This window comes from Clostridium sp. LS3 (genome assembly GCF_055330225.1).
Genome location: NZ_CM143921.1, coordinates 128,227 through 153,750 on the forward strand (window position 1 = coordinate 128,227; position 25,524 = coordinate 153,750).

Annotated in this window: 23 protein-coding genes and 1 other annotated feature; of the genes, 18 read left to right on the forward strand and 5 right to left on the reverse strand. The window is 29.2% G+C overall.

The features are described from left to right. Window positions 1–151: 151 nt before the first annotated feature. The gene (locus ACZJV1_RS00595) at window positions 152–1,918 is read left to right on the forward strand and encodes an aminopeptidase P family protein (protein ID WP_463651108.1); all 1,767 of its coding nucleotides are present in this window, start codon (window positions 152–154) and stop codon (window positions 1,916–1,918) included. 57 nt (window positions 1,919–1,975) lie between these two features. On the opposite strand, the gene ACZJV1_RS00600 is transcribed toward ACZJV1_RS00595, so the two are convergent. Beyond that, window positions 1,976–2,467 carry an FUSC family protein gene (locus ACZJV1_RS00600; protein ID WP_411169431.1) on the reverse strand — a complete coding sequence of 164 codons (492 nt, stop codon included), beginning with the start codon at window positions 2,465–2,467 and terminating at the stop codon, window positions 1,976–1,978. Window positions 2,468–2,494: 27 nt separating this feature from the next. Continuing rightward, a complete protein-coding gene (locus tag ACZJV1_RS00605; protein ID WP_463651109.1) occupies window positions 2,495–3,016 on the reverse strand; it encodes an FUSC family protein in 522 nt (173 codons plus the stop codon). 251 nt (window positions 3,017–3,267) lie between these two features. Between ACZJV1_RS00605 and ACZJV1_RS00610 the strand changes: the two genes are divergently transcribed. The 14 genes from ACZJV1_RS00610 (at window position 3,268) to ACZJV1_RS00675 (ending at window position 17,745) form a co-directional block, all read left to right on the forward strand. Further along, window positions 3,268–3,609 carry an SdpI family protein gene (locus ACZJV1_RS00610; protein ID WP_463651110.1) on the forward strand — a complete coding sequence of 114 codons (342 nt, stop codon included), beginning with the start codon at window positions 3,268–3,270 and terminating at the stop codon, window positions 3,607–3,609. Window positions 3,610–3,663: 54 nt separating this feature from the next. Further along, window positions 3,664–3,903, forward strand: a binding site (T-box leader). A gap of 75 nt (window positions 3,904–3,978) precedes the next feature. Further along, window positions 3,979–5,922 (forward strand): methionine--tRNA ligase, encoded by a 1,944-nt coding sequence (gene metG, locus ACZJV1_RS00615; protein WP_463651111.1) that lies wholly within the window; start codon window positions 3,979–3,981, stop codon window positions 5,920–5,922. Window positions 5,923–6,029: 107 nt separating this feature from the next. Then, window positions 6,030–6,257 carry a DUF2164 family protein gene (locus ACZJV1_RS00620; RefSeq protein ID WP_411169434.1) on the forward strand — a complete coding sequence of 76 codons (228 nt, stop codon included), beginning with the start codon at window positions 6,030–6,032 and terminating at the stop codon, window positions 6,255–6,257. A gap of 29 nt (window positions 6,258–6,286) precedes the next feature. After that, window positions 6,287–7,828 (forward strand): methionine--tRNA ligase, encoded by a 1,542-nt coding sequence (locus ACZJV1_RS00625; RefSeq protein WP_463651112.1) that lies wholly within the window; start codon window positions 6,287–6,289, stop codon window positions 7,826–7,828. Window positions 7,829–8,153: 325 nt separating this feature from the next. After that, window positions 8,154–9,770 (forward strand): Na/Pi cotransporter family protein, encoded by a 1,617-nt coding sequence (locus tag ACZJV1_RS00630; RefSeq protein ID WP_460288513.1) that lies wholly within the window; start codon window positions 8,154–8,156, stop codon window positions 9,768–9,770. Window positions 9,771–9,934: 164 nt separating this feature from the next. Further along, entirely contained in the window at window positions 9,935–10,720 is a 786-nt protein-coding gene (locus ACZJV1_RS00635) for a TatD family hydrolase (protein WP_463651113.1), read from the forward strand. Window positions 10,721–10,978: 258 nt separating this feature from the next. Continuing rightward, window positions 10,979–12,031 (forward strand): 3D domain-containing protein, encoded by a 1,053-nt coding sequence (locus tag ACZJV1_RS00640; RefSeq protein ID WP_463651114.1) that lies wholly within the window; start codon window positions 10,979–10,981, stop codon window positions 12,029–12,031. A 143-nt stretch (window positions 12,032–12,174) separates the two neighbouring features. After that, the gene (gene rnmV, locus ACZJV1_RS00645) at window positions 12,175–12,729 is read left to right on the forward strand and encodes a ribonuclease M5 (RefSeq protein WP_411170647.1); all 555 of its coding nucleotides are present in this window, start codon (window positions 12,175–12,177) and stop codon (window positions 12,727–12,729) included. After that, window positions 12,729–13,574 (forward strand): 16S rRNA (adenine(1518)-N(6)/adenine(1519)-N(6))-dimethyltransferase RsmA, encoded by an 846-nt coding sequence (gene rsmA, locus ACZJV1_RS00650; RefSeq protein WP_463651115.1) that lies wholly within the window; start codon window positions 12,729–12,731, stop codon window positions 13,572–13,574. Before rnmV ends, rsmA begins: the two co-directional genes overlap by 1 nt. A gap of 155 nt (window positions 13,575–13,729) precedes the next feature. Then, the gene (locus tag ACZJV1_RS00655; protein ID WP_463651116.1) at window positions 13,730–15,091 is read left to right on the forward strand and encodes a hypothetical protein; all 1,362 of its coding nucleotides are present in this window, start codon (window positions 13,730–13,732) and stop codon (window positions 15,089–15,091) included. 45 nt (window positions 15,092–15,136) lie between these two features. Further along, window positions 15,137–15,652, forward strand: coding sequence for a hypothetical protein (locus tag ACZJV1_RS00660; RefSeq protein ID WP_463651117.1), 516 nt, complete (start codon window positions 15,137–15,139; stop codon window positions 15,650–15,652). A gap of 138 nt (window positions 15,653–15,790) precedes the next feature. Next, on the forward strand, window positions 15,791–16,630 hold the full coding sequence (locus ACZJV1_RS00665; RefSeq protein WP_463651118.1) for a hypothetical protein: 840 nt from the start codon (window positions 15,791–15,793) through the stop codon (window positions 16,628–16,630). Window positions 16,631–16,642: 12 nt separating this feature from the next. After that, window positions 16,643–17,485: an Mrp/NBP35 family ATP-binding protein gene (locus ACZJV1_RS00670; protein ID WP_463651119.1), complete on the forward strand. Its 843-nt coding sequence runs from the start codon at window positions 16,643–16,645 to the stop codon at window positions 17,483–17,485. Between the two features lie 71 nt (window positions 17,486–17,556). Next, on the forward strand, window positions 17,557–17,745 hold the full coding sequence (locus ACZJV1_RS00675) for a ferredoxin (RefSeq protein ID WP_411169443.1): 189 nt from the start codon (window positions 17,557–17,559) through the stop codon (window positions 17,743–17,745). 175 nt (window positions 17,746–17,920) lie between these two features. Here the strand turns inward: ACZJV1_RS00675 and ACZJV1_RS00680 are convergent, their stop codons facing one another. The 3 genes from ACZJV1_RS00680 to ACZJV1_RS00690 all read right to left on the reverse strand — a co-directional run bounded on the left by ACZJV1_RS00680 (window position 17,921) and on the right by ACZJV1_RS00690 (window position 19,507). Then, a complete protein-coding gene (locus tag ACZJV1_RS00680; protein WP_411169444.1) occupies window positions 17,921–18,121 on the reverse strand; it encodes a hypothetical protein in 201 nt (66 codons plus the stop codon). A 77-nt stretch (window positions 18,122–18,198) separates the two neighbouring features. Continuing rightward, window positions 18,199–18,660, reverse strand: coding sequence for a PadR family transcriptional regulator (locus tag ACZJV1_RS00685; protein WP_411169445.1), 462 nt, complete (start codon window positions 18,658–18,660; stop codon window positions 18,199–18,201). 1 nt (window position 18,661) lies between these two features. Next, a complete protein-coding gene (locus tag ACZJV1_RS00690; RefSeq protein WP_463651120.1) occupies window positions 18,662–19,507 on the reverse strand; it encodes a DegV family protein in 846 nt (281 codons plus the stop codon). A gap of 329 nt (window positions 19,508–19,836) precedes the next feature. Between ACZJV1_RS00690 and nrdD the strand changes: the two genes are divergently transcribed. From nrdD to ACZJV1_RS00705, 3 genes are all read left to right on the forward strand, one after another. Further along, on the forward strand, window positions 19,837–21,954 hold the full coding sequence (nrdD, locus tag ACZJV1_RS00695) for an anaerobic ribonucleoside-triphosphate reductase (protein ID WP_463651121.1): 2,118 nt from the start codon (window positions 19,837–19,839) through the stop codon (window positions 21,952–21,954). A gap of 440 nt (window positions 21,955–22,394) precedes the next feature. Then, a complete protein-coding gene (gene nifV / locus ACZJV1_RS00700) occupies window positions 22,395–23,558 on the forward strand; it encodes a homocitrate synthase (RefSeq protein WP_463651122.1) in 1,164 nt (387 codons plus the stop codon). A 21-nt stretch (window positions 23,559–23,579) separates the two neighbouring features. Continuing rightward, a complete protein-coding gene (locus ACZJV1_RS00705) occupies window positions 23,580–25,502 on the forward strand; it encodes an aconitate hydratase (RefSeq protein WP_463651123.1) in 1,923 nt (640 codons plus the stop codon). Window positions 25,503–25,524: the final 22 nt, after the last annotated feature.

Sequence of the window (25,524 nt, forward strand, 5' to 3'; positions counted from 1 at the left end):
TTATACATCATTTAGATTATATATAAAAAACTTAGGTAAATCAACGAGTTTTCAGAAAATATAATATATTTAGAATTAAATGAATATATGGAATCTCATAAAGTATATAGGGTATAATTATAAATATAAAATTATTAAGGGGGCATTTAATATGAGCAATTTAGATAAACTTAGGGAAGTAATGAAAATAAAAAATATTGACTACTATATTATTCCAAGTAGTGATTCTCATCAAAGTGAATATGTATCTGACTATTTTAAAGGAAGAGAGTTTATATCAGGTTTTACTGGCTCAGCAGGTACTCTTTTAGTGGGGTTAAGCTCTGCTTATTTATGGACTGATGGAAGGTACTTTATTCAGGCTGATAAAGAATTAATTGGAAGTGGAATATCACTTATGAAAATGAGGACAATAGGATATCCAACTATTGAAGAGTGGATTGAAAAAAATATTAAATTAGGAGAGGTATTGGGATTTGATGGAAGATTATTTTCGGTAAATCAATATAAGAGCTTCTTAAAGATAGCAAAAAATGTTGGATTCCATATAAATATGGATAATGATTTGTTAAAAGAAGTTTGGTTAACAAGAAGCGAACTTCCTAAAAATAAAATATTTATACATGATGAGGAATATTCAGGTAAGTCTTCTTCAAAGAAGTTAGAAGAAGTGAGAACTCATATGGGAGAAAAAAAGGCTAAAAATTATATAATATCATCTTTAGATGATATAGCCTGGTTATGTAATATAAGAGGAAATGATGTTAAGTTTAATCCTGTAGCACTTTCATACATTATTGTTAATGAAAAGTATGCTAATTTATATATAGATAAGCAAAAGGTTGATGATATAACAAAGGAAAGTTTAATATCTCAGAGATTTAACATATATGATTATGATGAAATAGAAAATCATGTTAAATTAATAAATGAAACAACTATAATAGATCCTAATAAATTGAATGCTAAAATATATTCATGTTTAAGTAAAGATATAGAAATAATAGATGAAGTTAATATAACAACAAGACTAAAGGCAATAAAAAATGAAGTTGAAATAAACAATATAGAGAATTCTCAAGTTAGAGATGGTGTTGCCATGGTTAGATTTATAAAATGGCTAAAGGACAATATAGGAAAAGAGAAAATAACAGAAATATCTGCAAGTAAAAGATTAACTAGCCTTAGAGCAGAGGGAGAAAATTATAAAGGAGATAGCTTTGGTACTATAGCTGGGTATAAGGAGCATGCAGCAATGATGCATTATTCAGCAACGGAAGCAACTGATTATGAATTAAGACAAGAGGGTATGTTCCTTTTAGATTCTGGCGGACAATACCTTGATGGAACAACAGATATAACAAGAACTTTCATTTTAGGAAAGGTATCTGAAGAAGAAAAAAGAGATTTCACATTAGTATTAAAAGGACATATAGCTTTATGTAAAGCTATATTTTTAAAGGGTTCCACTGGAATGAACTTAGATATATTAGCAAGAAGACCTCTTTGGGAATACGGTATTGACTACAAGTGTGGAACAGGTCATGGAGTTGGATATTTCTTAAATGTACATGAAGGGCCGCAAGGAATAAGACCGGAGGGAAACACAACGGTATTAGAGCCTGGTATGATAATAACTAATGAACCAGGAGTGTACAAAGAAGGAAAGCATGGAATAAGGATAGAAAATACTCTTTTAGTAGTTAAAGATATTAAATCAGAAGAGTTTGGTGAGTTTTATAAATTTCAAACTATATCATATTGCCCTATAGATTTAAATGGAGTAGTTGTAGAAATGCTAACATCAGAAGAAAAAGTATGGCTAAATAATTACCATAAGACTGTATTTGAAAAGTTAAATCAATATTTAAATAAAGAAGAGATAGATTTCTTAAAGAATGAAACTAGAGAAATATAACAATTGAAAATAAAAAATGGACAATTGGAAATTGTCCATTTTTTATTAAATTATATACTATTCTTTTGGTGGAACTATAAACTTATTAACTAGTAAAGCTATAAAAATACCAAAAAGAGTTTCTACAGTTCTATTAACTGCATAAAAAATTGGATCAGAAAAGGCATGAATAGTTGTTACACCAAGAAAGGCTATGCAAGATACATTAATTGCTCCTGGCTTCTTTATTAAGTTACATGAGTATATAACTGCTATTATGCCTATAGCTATAGTAAAGTAAATCAATAATTTGCTTAAAATGTCGGATTCAATATTAAACTTGAAATATCTACACAGAATTAAAAATAATAATCCTATAGCTGCTCCAACTATTGTTCCAACACCCCTATTTATGGCCATTTTAACTGAGTTTGAAACAGTACTCTGAAGACAGATAACAGCAGTTAAGCAAGCAAAAAATGGCTCGTGAGGAAATAGCAATAAACATAAAAATACTGAAATTGCAGTTTTAATAGTTCTAAGTCCAACTTTAGGGATAGTAAAGTTCATATGTTGTTCTCCTTAATATTTATAATATCATTTGATTTCATTAGTTTTATCGTCTTGTGATGAATTAATTTCATTAGTTTTAGTATATTCTGGTGGGTTAATGTATTTATTAATAACAATTGCAATCATTATTCCAAAAGCTGTCTCTATAGTTCTTCTAAAAGAGTAAATTAATGGACTATCATAATTAGGTGATATAATAATACCAATTAAAACAATAGAAGCAATAGAGCAGGCAGCTGGCTTTTTTACTAGATTACACAAATAAATAATTAAAGATACACCAATTGCAGCTATTATTGCAGAGAATGATGATAAATTAAATTTATTTATTGTAAAAAGTAAAAGAACGCCTAGAATACCACCGAGTAATGTACCTATTAATCTATTAAGGCCTGTTTTAACTGAGTTTTCTACTGTGTCTTGTACACAGATTACAGCTGCAATTGCAGCAAAAAGAGAATTCGGCCAAAATATTAGGCAAATTAAAATAGAAAGAGCTGTTTTAATATTTCTATAACCAATATGAGGTAAGTCAAATTTTCTCACAGTATCAACTCCAATCTTTTTTATAATATTATAGCATATAACTTATATAAGGTTAGTGTTATAAATATGACTTAAAATTATAAGACTATATGAAATAGTACGTATTTTTAATTTGAGTATTATATTTATAGGTATGTAGTTACTAATTAATTTTAATTAGTAACTACATACTTATAAATATATATTGCAGATATAGTTATTACTATTATAAAATATAAATATTACAAATATGTTTAATAAGGATTGATTATATGAATTTTTGGGTTTATTTAGTATTAACAGAAATAATACCATTAGGTTTGTTTATTGTAGGAGGATTGTACGAATCCAAATCTACAAAGTATCCAGATATGAAAATAGGATATAAAAATAAATATTCAACACAAAGTAGCTTAGCATGGGAATATTCAAATAAGTTAGTGGCTAAGTTAAATGGATCTGTAGGAACATTACTATTTATAGTTAATGCAGTATTATTATTTATAATTGGAGAAAGTGCTTTTACTTTTTTATTAGCATTTAATTTATTTATGGTTGTTTTATCAAGATTGATGATAGATAATATAATAAAGAAAAAGTTTGATAAAGAGTGAATTGTTAAAAATAATTGACAGTATTTTTAATATAGAATATCATAATAATAAATGGAAAATGCAGTGAAGAGAAGAGTAGTGAAGAAATATAGTCTAAAAGAGAACTAGGCAAGGTGAAAGCTAGTGACAGTAATCTTCATGAATATGGACTTGGAGCAGATTCTTTGAGCTTATTAAGTTAGAGGAATACGGTAGCAACCGTTATATTGCAAGGTGAATAAATTTCACCTATTGAGATATTTATTGCGAAATAAGTATGAAATAGAGTGGTAACACGTATAATACGTCTCTATATAGGTCTTAATATACCTATATAGAGATTTTTTTTATTATTATAAAGAAGAAACCATGTTAGGGAGGAGAAAAGATATGTGTAAAAAGACATATTATATAACTACACCAATTTACTATCCATCAACTAAGCTTCATATTGGAAATACTTATACTACTGTAGCAGCCGATGCTCTTGCAAGATATAAGAGATTAACTGGATATGATGTAATGTTTTTAACTGGAACAGATGAACACGGTCAAAAGATACAAAGAATAGCAGAAGAAAAAGGTATAACACCAAAAGAGCATGTAGATGAAATAGTGGCAGGAATAAAAGATCTATGGAAAATGATGAATATCAATTATGATAAATTTATAAGAACAACTGATGATTACCATATAAAAGCTGTTCAAGATATCTTCAAAAAATTATATGATAAAGGAGATATATATAAATCATCATATGAAGGTCTATACTGTACTCCATGTGAATCTTTCTGGACAGAAACTCAATTGGTTAATGGAAACTGCCCAGATTGTGGTAGACCAGTAGAAAAGTCAAAGGAAGAAGCATACTTCTTCAAAATGAGTAATTATGCTGATAAATTAATGGAATATATAGAGTCTCATCCAGAGTTTATACAACCAGAATCAAGAAAAAATGAAATGGTTAATAACTTTTTAAAACCAGGTCTTCAAGATCTTTGTGTTTCAAGAACTAGCTTCAATTGGGGCGTTCCTGTAACATTTGATGAGGGACACGTTGTATATGTATGGATAGATGCTCTTTCAAACTATATTACAGCATTAGGTTATGGAAGTGAAAATAAAGACTTATATGATAAATATTGGCCAGCAGATGTACATTTAATTGGTAAGGATATTTTAAGATTCCATACTATTTATTGGCCAATTATGCTAATGGCTTTAGATTTACCATTACCAAAGCAAGTATTTGGTCATGGATGGTTACTTGTTGATGGTGGAAAGATGTCAAAATCTAAAGGCAATGTTGTTGACCCAGTAACATTAGTGGAACATTTTGGAGTAGATGCAGTTAGATATTACCTATTAAGAGAAATACCATTTGGATCAGATGGATTATTTAATAATGAAATATTTATAAAGAAGATAAACTCAGATCTTTGTAATGATTTAGGAAACCTTCTTTCAAGAACAGTAGCTATGATTGAAAAGTATTTTGATGGAACTATACCAGAAAATTCAAGCAAAGAAGCTGTTGATGATGAATTAATAAGCTTAGCTTTAGAAACTACAAATAAAGTTAATAAAGCTATAGATGATTTAAGAATTCCAGAAGTTCTAGAATATATATTTGATTTAATAGGAAGAGCAAATAAATATATAGATGAAACAACTCCGTGGATATTAGCTAAGGACGAAGAAAAGAAGGAAAGATTAGGTACTGTATTATATAACTTGGTAGAAAGTTTAAGATTTGCATCAGTTTTATTATCTGCATTCTTACCAGATACAAGTAAGAAGATAAATGAACAAATAAATACAACTAATATTTCTTTTGAATCCTTAAGTAGCTTTAATGGTACTGTTGTAGGAACTAAGGTTCAAAAAGGTGAGGCTTTATTCCCAAGAATAGATGTTGATAAGAAGCTGGCAGAATTAGATGCCTTAAGAGAAGCTCAGTTAGCAGAAAATAAAAAAGATGAAAAAAGAGAAATTACTCTAATAAAAGAAGAAATCACAATAGAGGATTTTGAAAAAATAGATTTAAGAGTAGTAAAAGTATTAGCTTGCGAACCGATAAAAAAAGCTAAGAAGTTACTAAAATTAAAGGTAGATTTAAATGGAGAAGAAAGACAGGTAGTTTCAGGAATAGCACAATACTACAAGCCTGAAGATTTAGTAGGGAAATATGTAGTATTAGTAGCTAACTTAAAACCGGTAACATTAAGAGGTGAGTTATCACAAGGGATGATATTAGCAGCATCAACAGATGATGATAGTTTGTTAAAGGTAGTAAATCCAGGAGAATTACCAACTGGAAGTCAAGTAAGATAAATCTTTATAATTTAATTAAGTTTATTTTAAAAATGATGATAAAGGAGGATAGGGGAACCTATCCTCAAATTTTTATAAAAAAATAATTATAATAAGGAGACATTGATATGAAAAAAACATTCGATATATCTAAAGAAAAAAGAGAAGCTTTAAAGAATGAAATAAAAACCTATTTCTATGAAGAAAGAGATGAGGAATTAGGTGATTTAGCATCAAATATGATACTGGATTTCTTTATGGATAAATTAGCAGTAGAATTTTATAATCAGGGGATAGAAGACTCTTATAAATATATTATAGATAGAGCAGAAGATTTACTTGGAATACAAAAATAAAGCAATAAGAAAATAGTGAGGGGATATTTATGAATATTATTATAGGAAATGCATGGCCATATGCAAATGGGCCACTACATTTAGGAAGAATAGCAGTATTACTCCCAGGAGATATTATTGCAAGATATCATAGGCTTATGGGAGATGATGTTGTGTTCTTGTCAGGAACAGACTGTCACGGAACTCCTGTAACTATGAGAGCTAAAGAAGAGGGAATAACCCCTATGGATGCTGTAGTTAAGTATCATAATGAATTTAAAAAGTGTTTTGATGACTTAGGATTTTCTTTTGATATATTTGCTAAAACTCACTCTACCTATCATGAGAATAAGGTTAAAGAGTTTATATTAGATTTATATAAAAAGGGATACATATATGAAAAGGAAATTGACCAAAAATATTGCGAAAGCTGTAATGAGTTTTTACCTGAGACATATATGGAAGAAAAATGTCCTTATTGTGAGGAAAAGTTAGTTACACAAACAAAGCATTTATTCTTTTCACTTTCGCAATTTGAGAATGATGTTAGGAGACTTTTAATTAGGCAAAAAGGTTGGAGAGAAAATGCTCAAAAGATAGTAAAAAGATATTTAGATGAGGGTTTAAGGGATAGAGCTGTAACAAGAGATTTTAATTGGGGCGTAGATGTTCCTTTAGAAGGATATGATGATAAAAAAATATTCGTTTGGATTGAGGCGGTTATGGGATATTTAACTGCTAGCATGAAGTGTTTAGAGGAAAGAAATGAAGATTGGAAGGAATATTGGCAAGGAGAAGATTCAAGAATTTACTTTGTTCATGGTAAAGATAATATACCCTTCCATACAGTTATATTTCCGGCTATATTAGCAGGGATTGGAATAAAGAATCCTAATTTAAGAATAATATCAAGCGAATATATGAAGTTAGAAGGGAAAAATTTTTCATCAGTTAAAAATTGGGCAATATGGGGCGACAATATAGTCGGCAATTATAATATTGATACTTTTAGATATTATTTATCCTTAAATTCGCCAGAGGTTAAAGATACCGATTTTACTTGGAGGGATTTTATAAATACAGTAAATAGAGATTTGGTTAATTGTTTTGGAGGCCTTGTTAACAGAACAATTGAACTTGTTCAGGATAAGTATAATTCTAATATACCAAATGGAAAAGTATCAGAGGATTTTAAAAATGAAGTGCTTAATTTATATTTTGATGTAGGAGATAGTATAGAAGAAGGAAGTTTCAAAAAGGCTCTTTCACAAATATTATCGTTTGTAAAAAAGATAAGTAAGCATTTTAATGATGAAAAATTATTTATAGAAAAAGAAAAAAATAATGAAAAATGTATAAATACAATATATGAATGTATTCAAGCAGTTATAAACCTATCTAATTTGCTAGAGCCATTTATTCCAAATACATGTGAAAAAATTAGAAAAGCATTAGGTTTAGATGAACCTATATGGAGTTATGTAGAAAAGAAAAGTGGCAAAATATCAGAGTTAGAGATGTTATTTGATAAAATAGATAAGAGAAGGGCCTTTGAAGAAGTTAAAAGATTAAAAGAAGAAAAAATAAAATAAAAAGGAAAAACCCTAGATTAAATTACTTTGGGGAATAATTTAATCTAGGGACCATTAGATGGTTTTAGGGGTAAATAATAATGCTTTAACTACTTTACAAGTATTATAATACATTAATAATATGACAGTAATGTGTCAAAAAAATAAATAAAATATGAATAAATTAGTAAGCTTTTCCTAGCATTAAAAATAATTTTATTAATAAAATTAAATTTCGATATTATTAATATTTACAATTCTAATTAATAGTTGTATAGTATTTTTGTTAATAGAATATTAACACATTAACAATTGAAAATTATTTAATGTATAAGGAGAAACATTAATGGACAAGTTTTCTATTTTAACAGGTCTTATAGGTGGACTAGGCTTATTCCTATACGGAATGAAACTTATGGGTGATGGCTTAGAAAATGCTGCCGGTGAAGGATTAAAATCAATATTAGAAAAACTAACAAGTAATAAGTACATAGGAGTACTGGTTGGAGCTGGAGTTACTGCTATAATACAAAGCTCAAGTGCAACAACTGTTATGGTTGTTAGTTTTGTAAATGCAGGATTAATGAATTTACTTCAAGCTGCAGGAGTAATAATGGGAGCTAATATAGGAACAACTATTACAGCTCAAATGGTATCATTTAAATTAGATGCAATTGCTCCATTATTTATAGGAGCAGGAGCAATAATATTACTTGTAGCTAAAAAGAAAAGAGTTAGAGATTTAGCTAGCATTGCATTGGGATTTGGTATACTATTCATGGGTATGGGCGTAATGTCTGGTGCTATGAAGCCTATTGCAGAAGCAAGTTGGTTTAGAGAATTTGTTATAGTAGTTGCAGATAATAGTATCCTAGGATTACTTGCAGGTCTTGGAATGACAGCTGTTGTACAAAGTTCATCAGCAACTACAGGTATTTTGGTTGCTTTAGCAACAACAGGAGCTATAGATATGCGTTTAGCATTTCCTGTAATATTAGGTTGTAATATAGGAACTTGTGTTACTGCTATATTAGCATCATTAGGAGCTAATAGAACAGCTAAAAAGGCTGCACTAGTGCATTTGTTATTTAACACAATAGGAGCTATAATTTTCTTCCCATTTATAGATCCATTTATAAGATTAGTAACAGCAACTGATCCAACTAACGTAGCAAGACAAGTTGCTAATGCACATACTATATTTAATGTTACAGTTACAGTATTGTTATTACCGTTATCAGCATATTTAGTTAAAATAGTTAATAAAATACTTCCAGGAGATGCTGAAATAGAAAAAGAAGGAGCTATTTACTTAGACAAAAAGTTATTAGAAACTCCTATAGTTGCAAATGGACAAGTTTTTAAAGAAACATTAAGAATGGCTACTAAGGCAAAAGAAAACTTAGCATTAGCGATGAATGCATTTACAGAAAATAATGTAGAATCAGTAGATAAGGTTTATCAAAATGAAAAGATAATTAATGCATTAGAAAAAGATATAACTGATTACTTAGTTGAATTATCACAATTAGAGTTACCAGAAGAAGATATAAAGTTGTTTAGTTCAACTTATCATGTAATTAATGACATAGAGAGAATAGGAGATCATGCAGAAAATATTGCTGATTTAGCTATAGAAAAAATCAATAAAAACATACATCTTGGCGAAAGTGCAAAAGAAGAGTTATCAATTATATTTGGTAAAACTATGAAAGCTATCGAAATAGCTATCGAAAGTTATAATAGTAAGATGTTAGTTGCACCGAAAGAAATAGAACAAATAGAAGACGAAATAGATAAATTAGAAAAGCAGTTCAGAGAAAATAATATAAAGAGATTAAATGAAAAGTCTTGTTCCGCAGCTTCTAGTGTAATATTTTTAGATTTAATAAGTAATCTAGAAAGAATAGGGGATCATGCAAATAATATTGGGAATTCCGGGAAAAAGCATAAAATAAAATAATTAATAAATGAAAAAGCCTGCTATTTGAGCAGGTTTTTTTACTATTTAGGAAATTATATTTTTATATTTATTTAATTTAAAGAGTATATAAAGTGTGTATTATATGATTTTTTGTAATATAATAATATTTATAATAATTTAGGGATAAAATTGGAGGAATTATGATGGAAAATAAGTATGTAATATTCGACACACATGCACATTATGATGATGAAGCTTTTGATGAAGATAGAGAAAATGTTTTAGAGCAAATTAAAGATAATGGAGTTATAGGAATTTTAAATTGTGCATCAAGTTATAAAAGTATAGAAAAAACTAATAAGTTAACTGAAGAAAAAGATTTTATATACGGAGCATTAGGGATACATCCAGAGAATGCAAATGAATTTAATGAAAATGTTAAAAGAGAAATAGTAAGTTTAATTGAAAAAAATAAGAAAATAATAGCTATTGGAGAAATTGGATTAGATTATTATTGGGACGAAAATCCATCAAAAGATATTCAAAAAGAAGTATTTAGAGAACAAATGAAACTAGCAGAAATGTTAAATCTACCAGTTGTAATTCATGATAGAGATGCTCATGGAGATACTTTAGAAATAATAAAAGAGTTTCCTAATGTTAAGGGGATAGTGCATTGCTTTTCAGGAAGCGCGGAATTTGCTATGGAGTGTATAAAATTAGGGTATTATATTGGTATAACTGGAGTAGTAACATTTAAAAATGCAAAGAAGATAATAGAGGTTGTTAAGCATGTCCCACTAGAAAAGCTACTAGTTGAAACAGATTGTCCATATATGGCTCCAGTGCCAAATAGAGGAAAGAGGAATAAATCAGACTATATAGCTTATATAATAGAACAAATTGCTGTAATAAAAGATTTAGACCCAAAAGTAGTAAATTTAGCTGTAAATGATAATTTTAAGAGGTTGATTGGAAATAATATATAAAGTACAATAAAAAAGTAATAACTTGAAAAAAATTACAATTTATAATTATTGATACACAAGGATGAAACTAGAATAAAGAACAATCTACTTTTGATAAAGAACTGCAATTTGGCTATTATTTATAATTTATAATTTATATTTTAGTATGCATAGTATGCATTTATTCGCAGTTTTATTAATGCAAGAGGTCTCAATTTGACAAAAATGTTTATTTCAATTATAATTCAAAAGACGCTCTTGCCAAGGGAGGTAAAGTAGATGGTAGAAAAATATAAAGAATACCTGAAAAATAATTTTTCTAACGGTCCAAAGGCAAAAATACTGATAGGCGCTATAGTGGCTACTATTATTCTATCAGTGACGTTCACAAGTATGAGAAAGACAATAACAATGAAAATAGACGGAGAAGAAAAGACTTTTGTCACATATAAAGGGACTGTTAAAGATGTGTTGAATACTAACGGGGTAGAAATTGGCCCTAAAGATAAAGTTCAACCAGCTTTAAATAGTAAAGTATCTGAAGGCGATACAATAGCTATTAAAAGAGCTGTTTCAGTAGAGCTTACTGTAGGAGATAAACAATTAAAGATTGATACTGCAGAAGATACTATAAAAGAAATGCTAGATGCAGAAAAAGAAGAACTTAAGAATCAAGGTGTTGAATTTAATGAAGGAATAGATGAAATTAGCCCTACATTAAATTCAGAAATTTCAGACGAATTAAAAATTAACCTTGTTAAGGTTGAAGTGAAAAATGAGTTAGCTAAAGAATCTATAGGTTTCGATGTAGTTATAGAGTCTGATTCAAGCCTTGATAGTGGACTAGAACAAGTAAGACAAGATGGAACTTCAGGAGAAAAAGAAGTAAATTATGAAATAGTTTACAAAAATGGCAAGGAGTTCTCTAGAGAAATTAAGAGTTCCAAAGTGGTAGCAGAACCAGTTAACAAAATAGTTGTGCAAGGAACAAGGAAAACCCTTGCAAGTAGAGATGGTCAACTATTAAATTATAAGAGCGTAATATATTGTGAATCTACTGCATATAGTGGAGGCGGAGTTACAGCAACAGGAACTGTACCTGTAAGAGATCCAAGTGGGATAAGTACTATAGCAGTTGATCCAAGGGTTATCCCTCTAGGAAGTTTAGTATATGTAGAGGGATATGGAAAGGCTGTAGCTGCAGACACTGGTGGTGCTATAAAAGGAAATATCATTGATGTATATGTTAATTCTCAAGAAGAAGCATATAATAGTTGGGGAAGAAAATATAATGTTCCTGTTTATATTTTAGCTTATCCAGGAGAATGGTAAAATAGAGGATGCTCTCAAAGTTAGAGCATCCTTTTATTTTGCAATTAATTTGACATAATAAGCTTATAGGGATAAATTATTATTTGGATATAATAAATAAAGATAAGGAAATTACTTTTATTAACGGAAAGGAAGTTAATATTTTGATTAAAGAAGTTATAGTTGTTGAAGGTAGAGATGATATAACTGCTGTAAAACAGGCAGTTGATGCTGAAGTTATAGCTGTAGGCGGATTTGGAATAAATGCAAAAGTAATAGAAAGAATAAAAGAAGCTCAAAGAAGAAAAGGTGTAATAGTTTTAACAGATCCTGATTTTGCAGGAGAAAAGATTAGGAGTATAATATCTAAAAGAGTAAAAGGAATAAAACATGCATATATAGCCCAAGAGGACGGCATAAAGGGTGATGATATAGGTGTTGAAAATGCGACTCCAGAAGTTATTATAGAAGCTTTAAATAGAGCTAAGATATCAGAAGAAGTAGTTGAAGAAGTATATACATCAGAAGATATGTTTCATTTTAAACTAACAGGTGATATTGATTCAAAAAGAAGAAGAATTATTTTAGGAAAAGAATTAGGAATAGGATATGGAAATGCAAATCAAATGTTAAACAGATTAAATAAATATTCTATAACTAAAGAGGAATTTATTTCGGCAATAGAAAAAATAGAAGAAAGCTTAGGGGTGAGTAGATAATGGAAATACAAGATATAAAAACAGCAGAGTTGGTTAAAAAATATAATTTTAAATTTTCTAAAAGTCTAGGACAAAACTTTTTAATTGATGATTCTGTACCAAGAGATATAGTATTAGGAGCAGAAGTTGATGAAAATGACTTAGTAATAGAAATAGGCCCAGGAGTTGGGACCTTAACAGCACAGCTTTTAAATAAGGCTAAAAAAGTAGTAGCAATAGAGCTTGATAATGACTTAATACCAATTTTAAATCAGGAAATAGGGGATAACCCTAAATTTACATTAATACATAATGATGCATTAAAAGTTAATTTTAATGATATAATTGGAAACGAAGAAAGCGTTAAATTAGTTGCTAATTTACCTTACTATGTTACTACCCCTATAATAGTTAAATTATTAAAGGAAAGTTATAATTTTAAGTCACTGACTATAATGATACAAAAAGAAGTGGCAGAAAGAATGAATGCAGAGCCAGGAAATAAGGATTATGGTGCTCTTTCATTATTAGTTCAATACTATTGTAATACTAAAATAATAAGAAAAGTATCACCACAATGTTTTATACCAAGACCTAAGGTAGATTCTATAGTAATAAGATTAGATAAGCTACAAGAACCAAAAGTAAAGTTAGATAATGAAAAATTATTCTTTGACATTATTAGAAGTTCTTTTAATATGAGAAGAAAGACTCTTTGGAATGGTGTAAAAAATATAGGATTAAGTAAGGAAAAATTAGAGCTAGCATTCAATAATGCAGATATAGATCCTAAAAGAAGAGGTGAAACTTTAACTATACAGGAATTTGCTAATTTAGCAGATAAAATAAATGAGCAGTTAAAGTAACTATATTAAATAAATTTATATAGAAATAAAATTATTTCTGACTCGTGAGAATTTTGGTGTAATATCAAATAATCTCACGAGTTTTATTTTTAACATATTTAGCTATACTATGCATATAATGTATTGAATTAATCTAAAGTGGAGGTTCTAGAGGTTTGTCGCAGTTAAATAAATTGTATAGAAATTTTATTATTTTACAAGAAGATGAGAGAGGCTATTCTAGCTCTAATGACAAAACCTTATCAGGATATTCAAAGATAGAGGCAAAAGGTGATAGATGTAAAATTTCATTTTATGCTCAAAATCTAAGAAATGACGGTGATGATTATTGCATTATGGCTATATGCAATAAAAAAGATACTAAGAAAATAGTAGACTTGGGTAAAATCACTATATCAGATGGGGGAAAAGCAGAAATAACAAAGGAGTATTCTGTTGATGACATAGCAGGCTTAGGACTATCTTATGATAAAATATCAGGAGCTGCAATAGCTAAAATGAAAAATGAAATGCCTATAATTATTATGTGTGGATTTATAAATGGAGAACAACCGGGAGATAATTGGAAGAATTATAAGATGGTTAAATCTGCAAAAGATCATTCAAAAGATAAAATGGATTATATGAAAAAAGATGATAAGAAGAAGGAGAAGAAAAAGGACGATAAGAAAAAAGAGCATAAGAAGTGTGAAGAATATAGAGAAGAGGAAATAAAAGAAGAAATAGTAGAAGAAGTAAATGAAATAATAGAAGAATTAGAGGAACCAAGAGAAGAGATAAGAGAGGAAATAAAGGAAGAAATAAGAGAAGAAGATGTTAGGGAAGAAAAGCCTTACGTAAAGGAAAATCAAAATTATTATACTTTAAATGTAGAAGAAGAAAATACAGATGAAGTATTTAACCAAAGTGAAAATGGAATGAACATGAAAATGGAATATCACAATACAGACAATCCATTTATAAACAATGGCTATGGGCAAAATCCATTTGCAAACAAAGGCTTTGATCCTAATTACTATGGTATGAACTCATTAAATAGAGAAAAGAATAAATTCGATGAATATGAAGAAAAAATAGAGGAAACTTCAGATATATTTAAAATTAGAGGAAGTGTTGGAGAGTACTTTGAAGGAATTGCAAGTGGATTTGAGTGCTGTAGAAGTGAGTATAGAGAAATAAAATACTGTAAGTGGTATAAGATTCCAATACATGATTTACACGAAATGTGCAATATGTCAAACTACAATAGATATACTGTAGCATATTATCCAATGCTTAATTACTATCCATATATAAGAAAGTATGGAAACTTCATGTTAGGATACAAATGTGATAAAGAAGGGAATTTAAAATATATAGTATATGGTATTCCAGGAAAGAAAAATAGAGATGAGCAGCCTTATGAGGGAAAAACTGGATTTGTAACTTGGATAAGTAATGAGACTAGGGATGGTATGGGATGCTGGCTAATGTTCTATGATTTTAGAAATTCAACTGTTGTTGTACCTATGCAGTAAGGTATAATAATAGAATGTACTTACAAACCCTAATGAGTATATTAAATGAATAAGAAAAAAATTTATATAATGGCTCTAATGTTATTCCTAATGTTTCTTATTCTTTGTATGAAGAATTTATTTATAAATGATATAAGAAAAGTTGCAATTTCAAATAATAATATAGAAAAATTTAATGATCATTTATTGAGCGATGGAAAATATAAAGTTTCATTGCCAGAAGATTGGGAGATAGATGAAGAAAATACAAGCTATGATAGTGATATAAATATTATTTTTAATAATAAAAGTAATATAAGTGGCAATATTTCTATTATAACTGGAGATGTAGAAGATATTACAGAGAATATTGCTGTTAATGATGCTAAGATTATAGTTGTTGATGATTATGATTATACTTGGAATATAGTAAGTATTAATAAAGAGAGATTCATAAATAAATACTATATAAGAAAATACTCAGAGGGAAAAGTTCTTATAATCAAATATTTTTATAAGTCTGAAAAAGAAAAAAATAGCATAAATGTTGTCTTTGATACAATATCTAAGAGTTTTCAATAATTCTTTAATAAAATTTGCTATTAAAGAATTAAAGTATTATAATTTATTTATAGTTAGGAGAAGCTAATGCTTCTCCTAATTAATTATAATTTATTGTAGGGACACTATTGACTTTTTAAATAGAGGGGAATGATACAATTGAAAAAGCCAATAAAAAATATAATTACTATATTAGTAATAATCCTATCGGTTAGTTTAACATCCTGTGGAGTGATGGATAATATAAAGGGTAAGTTTAAGAGGGATAATGGTTATTTTGACTACTTAGGAAGTGGAAAAGTAGATGTTATAAGTATTCAAAGTGTTAGGGATAAGTCGTTTAAATTTATTGTAACAGATGATAAAGCTATATTAAGTATGTATGAACTTTTATCAAAGGCAAAAGTTAGTGAAAAAAAATCTGATTTACAACCAGATTACATATTTGAGATAAAAATAGGTGATGAAGTTAAAAAGTTTAACTATATAGTAGGTGCCTATGATGGTAATTTTTATGATGAAGATATGAGCTTTACAGTATCTAAAAGATTAGATGAGAGCATAATACAAAATTTGTCTATTATAAGAAAGCCTAGAGATTTTGAATACATATATTATAACTCAATATTAGAAGTTATGAATCGAAAGAAAAAAGAACTTAACGATGGAAATAATAAGGTTGGAATTGATATTCAAGGAGATATAGATTGCCTTAAGTATATTTTTTCAACTGATATAGAAGACTTTTTAGAGAGAGCTAAGAAAATTACTCCTAATGTTGAAATGGTAGAGAATAATGAGAGTGAATTTGATATAGTTATAAAGGTTAAGAATAGAGGACATAATTCAACTGTATATAAAAGTAATATAACAGTAGAAGATAAGAAGAATAAATTAGAGGATTATTACTATGTAGTTGGGGAAAATGAATTTAAAGAATGGAACATTGATATTTACTCAAAAAAAGATGTTCCGAAAGAGGTAGAAAAAAACTGGTAGGAGGTAATAATTATGTCAGGTTGTTCAACTTGTCCAAGTAAAAATAAATGTAGTTCTAAAGAAACAGTAGGCTCACAAGGTTGTGGAAAACTATTGCCGAAGTACGGTGAAATAAAAAATGTTATTGGAATAATTAGTGGTAAAGGTGGAGTTGGTAAGTCTACAGTTACTGGTATATTAGCAAGTACCCTAAGAAAAAAAGGATATAAAGTTGGGGTTTTAGATGCAGATATAACAGGTCCATCAATGCCAAGATTTTTTGGTATAAATGATAAAAGAGCAGTGATAGAACCGATAGATGAAAATAATTTTAAATATAATCCTGTAGAGTCTAAGGGTGGAGTAAAGGTATTATCAATGAATTTACTAATACCAAAAGAAGATGATCCAGTTGTATGGAGAGGTCCTATAGTAACAAGTGTATTAACCCAATTATTTACTGATACTATTTGGGGAGAATTGGATTACTTATTAATAGATATGCCACCTGGAACATCAGATATTACATTGACAGTAATGCAAAGTTTTCCTATAACAGAACTTATAATTGTTTCAACACCACAAGATATGGTTTCTATGATAGTTAAAAAAGTAATAAAGATGGCAAATAAAATGCCATTACCAATAAGAGGCGTTATAGAGAATATGTCTTATATTCTTTGTCCGGGATGCGACACAAAGATGAGGGTGTTTAGTAAAAAATCTGCAGAAGAACACGCTGAGTATTTAGGAGTTCCTTTACTTGGAGAGCTACCTATAAATGTAGATTTAACTGAAGCTTTAGAAATGGGAGCAGCAGAAGAGTATGTAATTAATAATGATTTATACTCATTAATTTTTGAAGGTTTATACTAACAATACATAATATTTATATTTACTGGGGATATTATTACTGAATTTTAAAAAAGAAAGGAAGTAATAATTATATGAACGCTCATGTAGATAAGGATATTTGTATTGGATGTGGACTATGTCCATCAATTTGTGAAGCAGTTTTTGAAATGGATGATGATGGGAAAGCAGTAGCTAAGGTTCCAGATGTTCCTAGCGACAACGAGGATGAAGCTAAGGATGCTGAAGCAAGTTGTCCAGTAACTGCGATAAGTGTTTCATAATAAAAAGATGCTTGATATCAAGCATCTTTTTATTATTTAGGAAATTATAAGAAGCTTACCATGTGAATAGCTTTTTATAATTTCCTTCCTTCAGTTTTGAAGTTTGCCTATGTAATTTGGCGATGACTTGGATGACACGACGGAATAAGCAAAATTACATAGGCGAAATTTTTTGTTAGAAAAAATCTACTAATTTGTCTTGTGTAATTTTAGGATTACTATTAGTATTACAACTTAAGCTGTTTGAATTTATATTTACAAAAGCACCAATACTTAAATAATCACTTACTTGAGAAAGAGGAACTTTAACAACAGTATCATCTTCCAATGCTACAAATGCTTCAAAGTAATTATAATCAATAATTTTACCTTTCAAAATAACACCACCTAGAAATTATTAATATTATTTTGTGTAAAATTATAAATAAAATACATAAGGAGAATATAACTACTTTACTTATAAAGATCTTTATATATTATTTTAAAAACTTTTAAAGCTTCTTCTATTTTGGGTTTTAGAAGATGTTTTCTAGTATTGTATTCATTTAGTCCTTTAGGTGTAAGAGAGTACACCTTTTGAAATTTCTTCTTAGGATCATCCCATTCACCAGTAATATATTCATCTTTTTCAAGTTTTTTTAACAAAGGATATATTCCACCTGTACTGGGAATCCAAAATCCATTTGTACGCTGGCCTATTTTATTTGCGATATCATTTCCATTAGTAGGTCCTGTGGTAAGTATATGAAGAACATAAATAGGTAATAGCCCTTTAGTAAATACTTGGCCAACAGATTCTTTTTCTTTTTGAATCTTTTTTAGTTCTGCTAATTTTCTTTTATATTCTTCATGAAGTCTTTTTTCCTCTTCTTTTATATCTTCTATACTGCTTAAGTGAAGATTATACTTATCCATGTTAATAAACCTTTTGAATTGCTAGGCCAAGTAAACCCGGTCCTCCATGTACACCTAAAGCAGGGCTTATTTGAGACATATCAAGGTTAACTATATTTTTTAATGACTTTAGAGATTCCATAAATTTTTTAGCCTCTTCTAAAGCTCCACCTTGGAGAACCCAAACCTTACAAGGTCCTAAAGCAAGTTCATCCTTTAATATATTTGTTAGTTTTAGTATAGATTGTTTTCTTCCTCTAGCTTTACAAACAGTATAATAAACACCATCTTCATCAACAGATACAACAGGTTTTAAATTGAGCATTTCACCTATTGTACCAGAAATTTTACCAATTCTTCCGCCTCTTTTTAAGTATTCTAATGTATTTATAGTAAAGTATCCACTAATTTTTTCTCTTATTTTTGGTATAGAATCTACTATCTCTTCAAAGCTTTTGCCACTTTCAATTAAATTAGAAATTTCTAGTGCAATGATACCTTCTGGCATAGCCAAAATTTTAGTGTCAAAAACATGTGATGTTAAATTAGGATGATCCTCTAATGCCAATCTTATAGAGTTAAATGTTCCAGATAAACCACTAGACATAGTTACAGCAATAACGTGAGTATATCCTTCATTTTCTAATGAAACCAAAATTTCTTCTGTATTGTCTGCACTTGGTAAAGAAGTTTTAGGAACTTCTTTTTCTAAGTTGTTATAAATTTCATCAGCAGATATATCTATTTTATCTCTATATTCCTTATCAGAATAAATGATTTTAAGTGGTAGTAACTTTATATTTTTTTCTTTAAGTATTTCAAGAGATAAATCACAAGCGCTATCAACTAATAATGCTATTTTTTGCATAAAAATCCTCCCGATATCAAATTAAAATCATAATTTTATAATCTCAAAATATTCAAATTATATACATTTAATTATATCATATCAAATATATATATATCAATACTGATACTATTTTTAGTTATCAGTACTGATATAGTTTTTTATAATAAGAATCTTTACTATAAATTTTTAGTTACTTATAAGAAAAGTTTAAATAAAAGGAGAAAAATACCATAAATTAAATTAAAACTATAAAATATGAGTACCCTATAATTTGATATGAATATTTTTAGAGAGTATAATAAATAATAGTATTAAATACAATATATTGTATGGCGGAGGTTATATAAATGCTATATGTAGTAAAAAGAGATGGTAGAGAGGTTTCGTTTGATTCAATAAAAATAGCTACGGCGATAAAAAAAGCAGGAGATGAAATAGGAATTAATTTAAGGGATATTGAACTTTTAGATATAGTTAAAAAAGTTATAAGCTATATAGAATTATCAGGAAAAGAAAAAGTAACTGTTGAGGAAATTCAAAACTTAGTTGAAAAAGCATTGATTGATAGTAAATATGAAAATATTAAAGTGGCATACTCTAATTACAGAAAAGAAAGAACTAAGGTTAGAGCAATTAAATCGGATTTAATGAGGGCCATAGAAAAAATAGGAATAGAAACAGATAGAGATAATGCTAATGTTGGAAATAATTTTAGCTCTAAGTTGCTAAGAATAGCATCAGAGTCTAATAAGTGGCACAATTTAGCTGTTATGCCTAAACATTTAGCAAAGGCCCATGAAAATGGAGATTTATATTATCATGATTTAGATAGCTATAATTTAACTACTAATTGTTTACACATACCAACTAGAGAGATTTTAGAAAAAGGATTTAATACTGGATATGGCACTATAAATCCCCCTAAAAGAATAGAAACAGCGGCAGAACTTTCTTGCATTTTACTTCAATCAACTCAAAATGATATGTTTGGAGGGCAGTCACATCCAGACTTTGATAATGACCTGGGTATATTTGTTGAGCCTACAAGGAGAGAGTTAATGCTAGAGTTGGAGGAGCTTAGCTTAGATAAAGAAAAGATAGAGACATTAACAGAAGAAAGATTGAAAAAGAGAGTGCATCAGGCTATGCAAGGAGTCGTATATAATTTAAATACTATGCATTCAAGAGCAGGATCACAGGTTCCATTTAGCTCAATAAACTTAGGGATACCAAACTCTGAAGATGCTGCATTAATATGTGAAGTATTCCTATTAGAGTATGAAAAGGGATTAGGTAAGGGAGAACAACCTATATTTCCAAACATAATATTTAGAGTAAAAGAAGGTGTAAATAGGGATCCTGGAGATAAGTACCACTATTTATATCAATTAGCTTGTAAAGTTGCAGCTAAGAGAATGAATCCTACATTTATGAATATAGATGCTGATTTCAATAAAGAGTATTATGATATGGGATATATGCCAGCAACTATGGGATGCAGAACTTATTTAATGAAAAATGTTAACGGAGAGCCTGGTTGTAAGGGAAGAGGTAATATAGCTCCAGTAACTATTAATCTACCTAGAATAGGAATTCAGGCAAAGGGGAATATCCAAGTATTTTTTAGTATATTAGATAAAAGATTGGAGCTGGCTAAAGAAGCCTTATTACACAGATATGATATTTTGAAAAAGCTTAAGGTTAAAGATTTACCTTTTGTTGCAGGTCAGGGTTTGATGAAGGGATCTGAGGGACTTTCGCAAGAGGATTCAATAGAGCCAATATTAAAGCAAGGAACTTGGGGAATTGGGTTTATAGGTCTTACAGAAACATTAGTTGCTTTAACTGGAAATCATCATGGAGAAAATATTAAATCAAGAGAATTAGGGGCTGAAATAATAAGTTATATAAGAGCATTTATTGATAGATCAACAGAAGAAACAAAATTAAATTGGAGTTGTTATGCAACACCAGCAGAAGGTCTTTCAGGTAAATTTATAAAAAAGGATAAGAAGGCCTTTGGAGTTATTAAAGGAATAACAGATAAAGATTATTACACTAATAGTTTTCATATACCAGTTAATTATCCAATATCTATAAAGGATAAGATTGATATAGAAGCACCTTATCACAAATTATGTAATGCAGGTCATATAAGTTATATAGAAGTAGATGATTGTCCATCTGGTGAAGCTATTATGGATATATTAAATTATGCGTATAAAAATACTAACATAAGTTATTTAGGAATAAATTTCCATATAAGATATTGCAAAAATTGTGGAAAATACTTAAATAGTAGTGAAAGAAAATGTATTGAGTGTGGAAGTGACGATATACAAGGTGTATCAAGAGTAACTGGTTATTTAAGCTTAGATGAAAGATTTGGACCTGGGAAGTATGAGGAAAGAGCAGATAGAATATCTCATGTAGGAAGTAAGAAGAATAACTATAAAGTTTTATAAAATACAGTTAGTCTATAATATGTATTAAAATTTATAAAAAAATTATAGTACTACATTATAGATTAGTTTTTTCTTTAAGTAGAATTTATTTAAAGATAATATTAGTTATAAATATTAAAAAATATAAGTAGAGGATTGTAAATTTAGGTTTTAATAAATTTACAATCCTTTTTTTGAACTAAGTTAACAATGCAGGATTTTTATAAAATATTTCATTTTTATGATTCTCAAACCTTCTTTTAGGTGTTTCGGTTACATTATTTGAAATAAATTTATAAAAACTTGCAATTTTTATAAAAATCAGATGAATTTCACTTGTTTCAAATTAGTGTGTATGCTAAAATTAGTAATAATAATTATAGGAAAAGTATAATTTATTAATTGGGGTTAAGTTAATTAGCAATAAGCAGTAATTATTTTTGAAAAGGGGGAAATTGAATATGTCCATTAAAAATTTAGATAATGGTAAAGAAATTTTTATTGTGGATACTACTTTAAGAGATGGAGAACAAACAGCAGGAGTTGTTTTTGCAAATGAAGAAAAAATAGCAATAGCTGAAATGTTAAGTGACATAGGAGTTGATCAGTTAGAAGTAGGGATACCTACAATGGGCGGAGATGAAAAGAAAGCTATAAAGCAAATTGTTAAAAGAAATAAAAAATCAAGTATCATGGCTTGGAATAGAGCTGTAATAAAGGATATAGAAGAGTCAATAGATTGTGGTGTAGATGCTGTAGCTATATCTATATCAGTATCAGATATTCATATACAACATAAGCTTAAGACATCTAGAGAATGGGTACTTGAAAATATGGTTAAGTCAGTAGAGTTTGCTAAGAAAAATGGCTTATATGTATCTGTTAATGGGGAAGATGCATCAAGAGCAGATAGAGAGTTTTTAGTTCAATTTATTGAACTAGCTAAACAAGCTGGCGCTGATAGATTTAGATATTGTGATACAGTAGGTATAATGGAGCCATTTAAAATTAATGAAGATATAAAGCACTTATATTCAAATACTAATTTCAATATTGAAATGCATACTCACAATGATTTTGGAATGGCAACAGCTAACGCTATAGCAGGAGTTATGGCTGGAGCATCACATGTTGGAGTAACAGTTAATGGTTTAGGCGAGAGAGCTGGGAATGCTGCTCTAGAAGAAGTTCTAATGGCTTTAATGTTTGTTTATAACTATGATAAAAATATAAATACAACTATGTTTAGAGAGGTTTCAGAATATGTCTCTAGGGCATCAGGAAGAATATTGCCTTCATGGAAAGCTATAGTTGGAGACAATATGTTTAGGCATGAATCAGGAATACATGCAGATGGGGCAATAAAAAATCCTAAAAACTATGAAGCTTTTGATCCTAAAATAGTTGGATTAGAAAGGCAAATTATTATAGGTAAGCATTCTGGAAAAGCTGGAGTAGTAAATAAGTTTAAAGAATATGGGGTAAATTTAGATGAAAAGTCTGCTCAAGCTATACTTGAGATGGTAAGAGCAACATCGGTAAGGCTTAAGAGAAGCTTATTTGATAAAGAACTTGTTCAAATATATAAAGAATATTTAAGGCTAAGTGAAGAACAAAGCAATTAATTAAAAGGGGGCAATAAATAAATGGGGCATAACTTAGTTTATAAGATTTTAAAAAGTCATTTAGTAGAAGGAAAGATAGAATCAGGAAAAGAAATAGGTATAAAAATAGATAGAACATTAACTCAAGACTCAACAGGAACAATGGCATATTTGCAATTAGAAGCCATGGAGATAGATAAAGTAAAAACAAAAAAATCCGTAGCTTTTATTGATCACAATATGCTTCAACAAGGGTTTGAAAATGCTGATGATCATAAATTTATACAAACTGTAGCATCAAAGTATGGGGTTTATTTTTCAAAACCAGGTAATGGTATATGTCATCAAGTATTTCTAGAAAGATTTTCAGTTCCAGGGGACACTCTCATAGGTTCAGATAGTCATACACCAACTGCTGGAGGGGTTGGAATGCTTGCAATGGGAGCAGGTGGATTAGATGTTGCTTTAGCAATGGGAGGAGGAGCTTACTATATAACAACTCCGAAAGTTTGTAAAATAAACTTAGTTGGTGAATTAAAGCCAATGGTTGCAGCTAAGGATATAATATTAGAAGTTCTTAGAAGACTTACGGTTAAAGGAGGTGTTTCCAGAGTATTTGAATATTTAGGAGATGGAGTTAAGACTCTCTCAGTACCTCAAAGGGCTACTATAACCAATATGGGTGCAGAGCTTGGAGCAACAACATCTATATTTCCAAGCGATGAAAAGACCTTAGAGTATTTTAAGGCACAAGGAAGAAAAAAAGATTGGGTAGAACTTAAAGCTGATGAAAATGCAGTATATGATGAAGAAATCACAGTAGATTTAAATAACCTTAAGCCTTTAGCTGCTAAACCCCATAGTCCTGACAATGTAGAAGAGGTTGAATCTATTGGAAAAATAAAAGTTGATCAAGTAGCTATAGGAAGTTGTACAAATTCTTCTTATGAGGATTTAATAAAAGTAGCAAAAATATTAAAGGGAAGAAAGGTTCATAAAGATGTAAGTTTAGTTATAGCTCCAGGATCAAGGCAGGTTATGGAAATGATAGCTAGGAATGGAGCGTTAGGGGATATAATAAGTGCTGGGGCAAGAATATTAGAAAATTCTTGTGGACCATGCATAGGAATGGGACAAGCGCCAGGAACTGATAGTGTATCATTAAGAACTTTTAATAGAAACTTCTATGGTAGAAGTGGAACATTATCTGCTAAAGTATATTTAGTTAGTCCAGAAACAGCAGCAGTTTCTGCAATAAATGGAGTTCTTACAGATCCAAGGGAACTAGATATAGATATCACAGTAAAAATGCCAAAAGAATTTTTAATTGATGATTCTATGATAATAGAGCCAGCAGAAAATGGTGATGATGTAGAAGTTGTAAGAGGACCTAATATAAAGACGTTCCCTGTAAATAAAGAGTTAGGAGAGAATGTAAAAGGTAAAGTGATTATAAAAGTACAAGATAATATTACAACAGATCATATAATGCCATCTAACTCGAAATTACTACCATTTAGGTCTAATATACCTTATTTAGCAGAATACTGTTTTAATACATTAGATGAAGGATTCCCTAAGAGAGCTAAGGAAAATAATGGAGGTATAATAGTTGCTGGAAATAACTATGGACAAGGATCTAGCAGAGAGCACGCAGCATTAGCACCGCTATATTTAGGAGTTAAAGCTGTAATAGCAAAATCTTTTGCAAGAATTCATAAAGCTAATTTGGTTAATAATGGAATTGTTCCTATGGAGTTTGAAGCAGAAGTTGATTATAATAAAGTAAATCTTTTAGATGAGCTAATTGTGGATGACATCAAAGCAGCTTTAGTAAATGGAAAGGCTAGAATAAAAAATTTAAGTAACGGTACCAGTTTTAATGTATATGTTAATTTAACAGATAAAGAGGTAGATGTAATAAAAGCTGGTGGAAGATTAAATTATGTTAAATTAAATAGTTAAATATAAAATAAAATTGCATGTG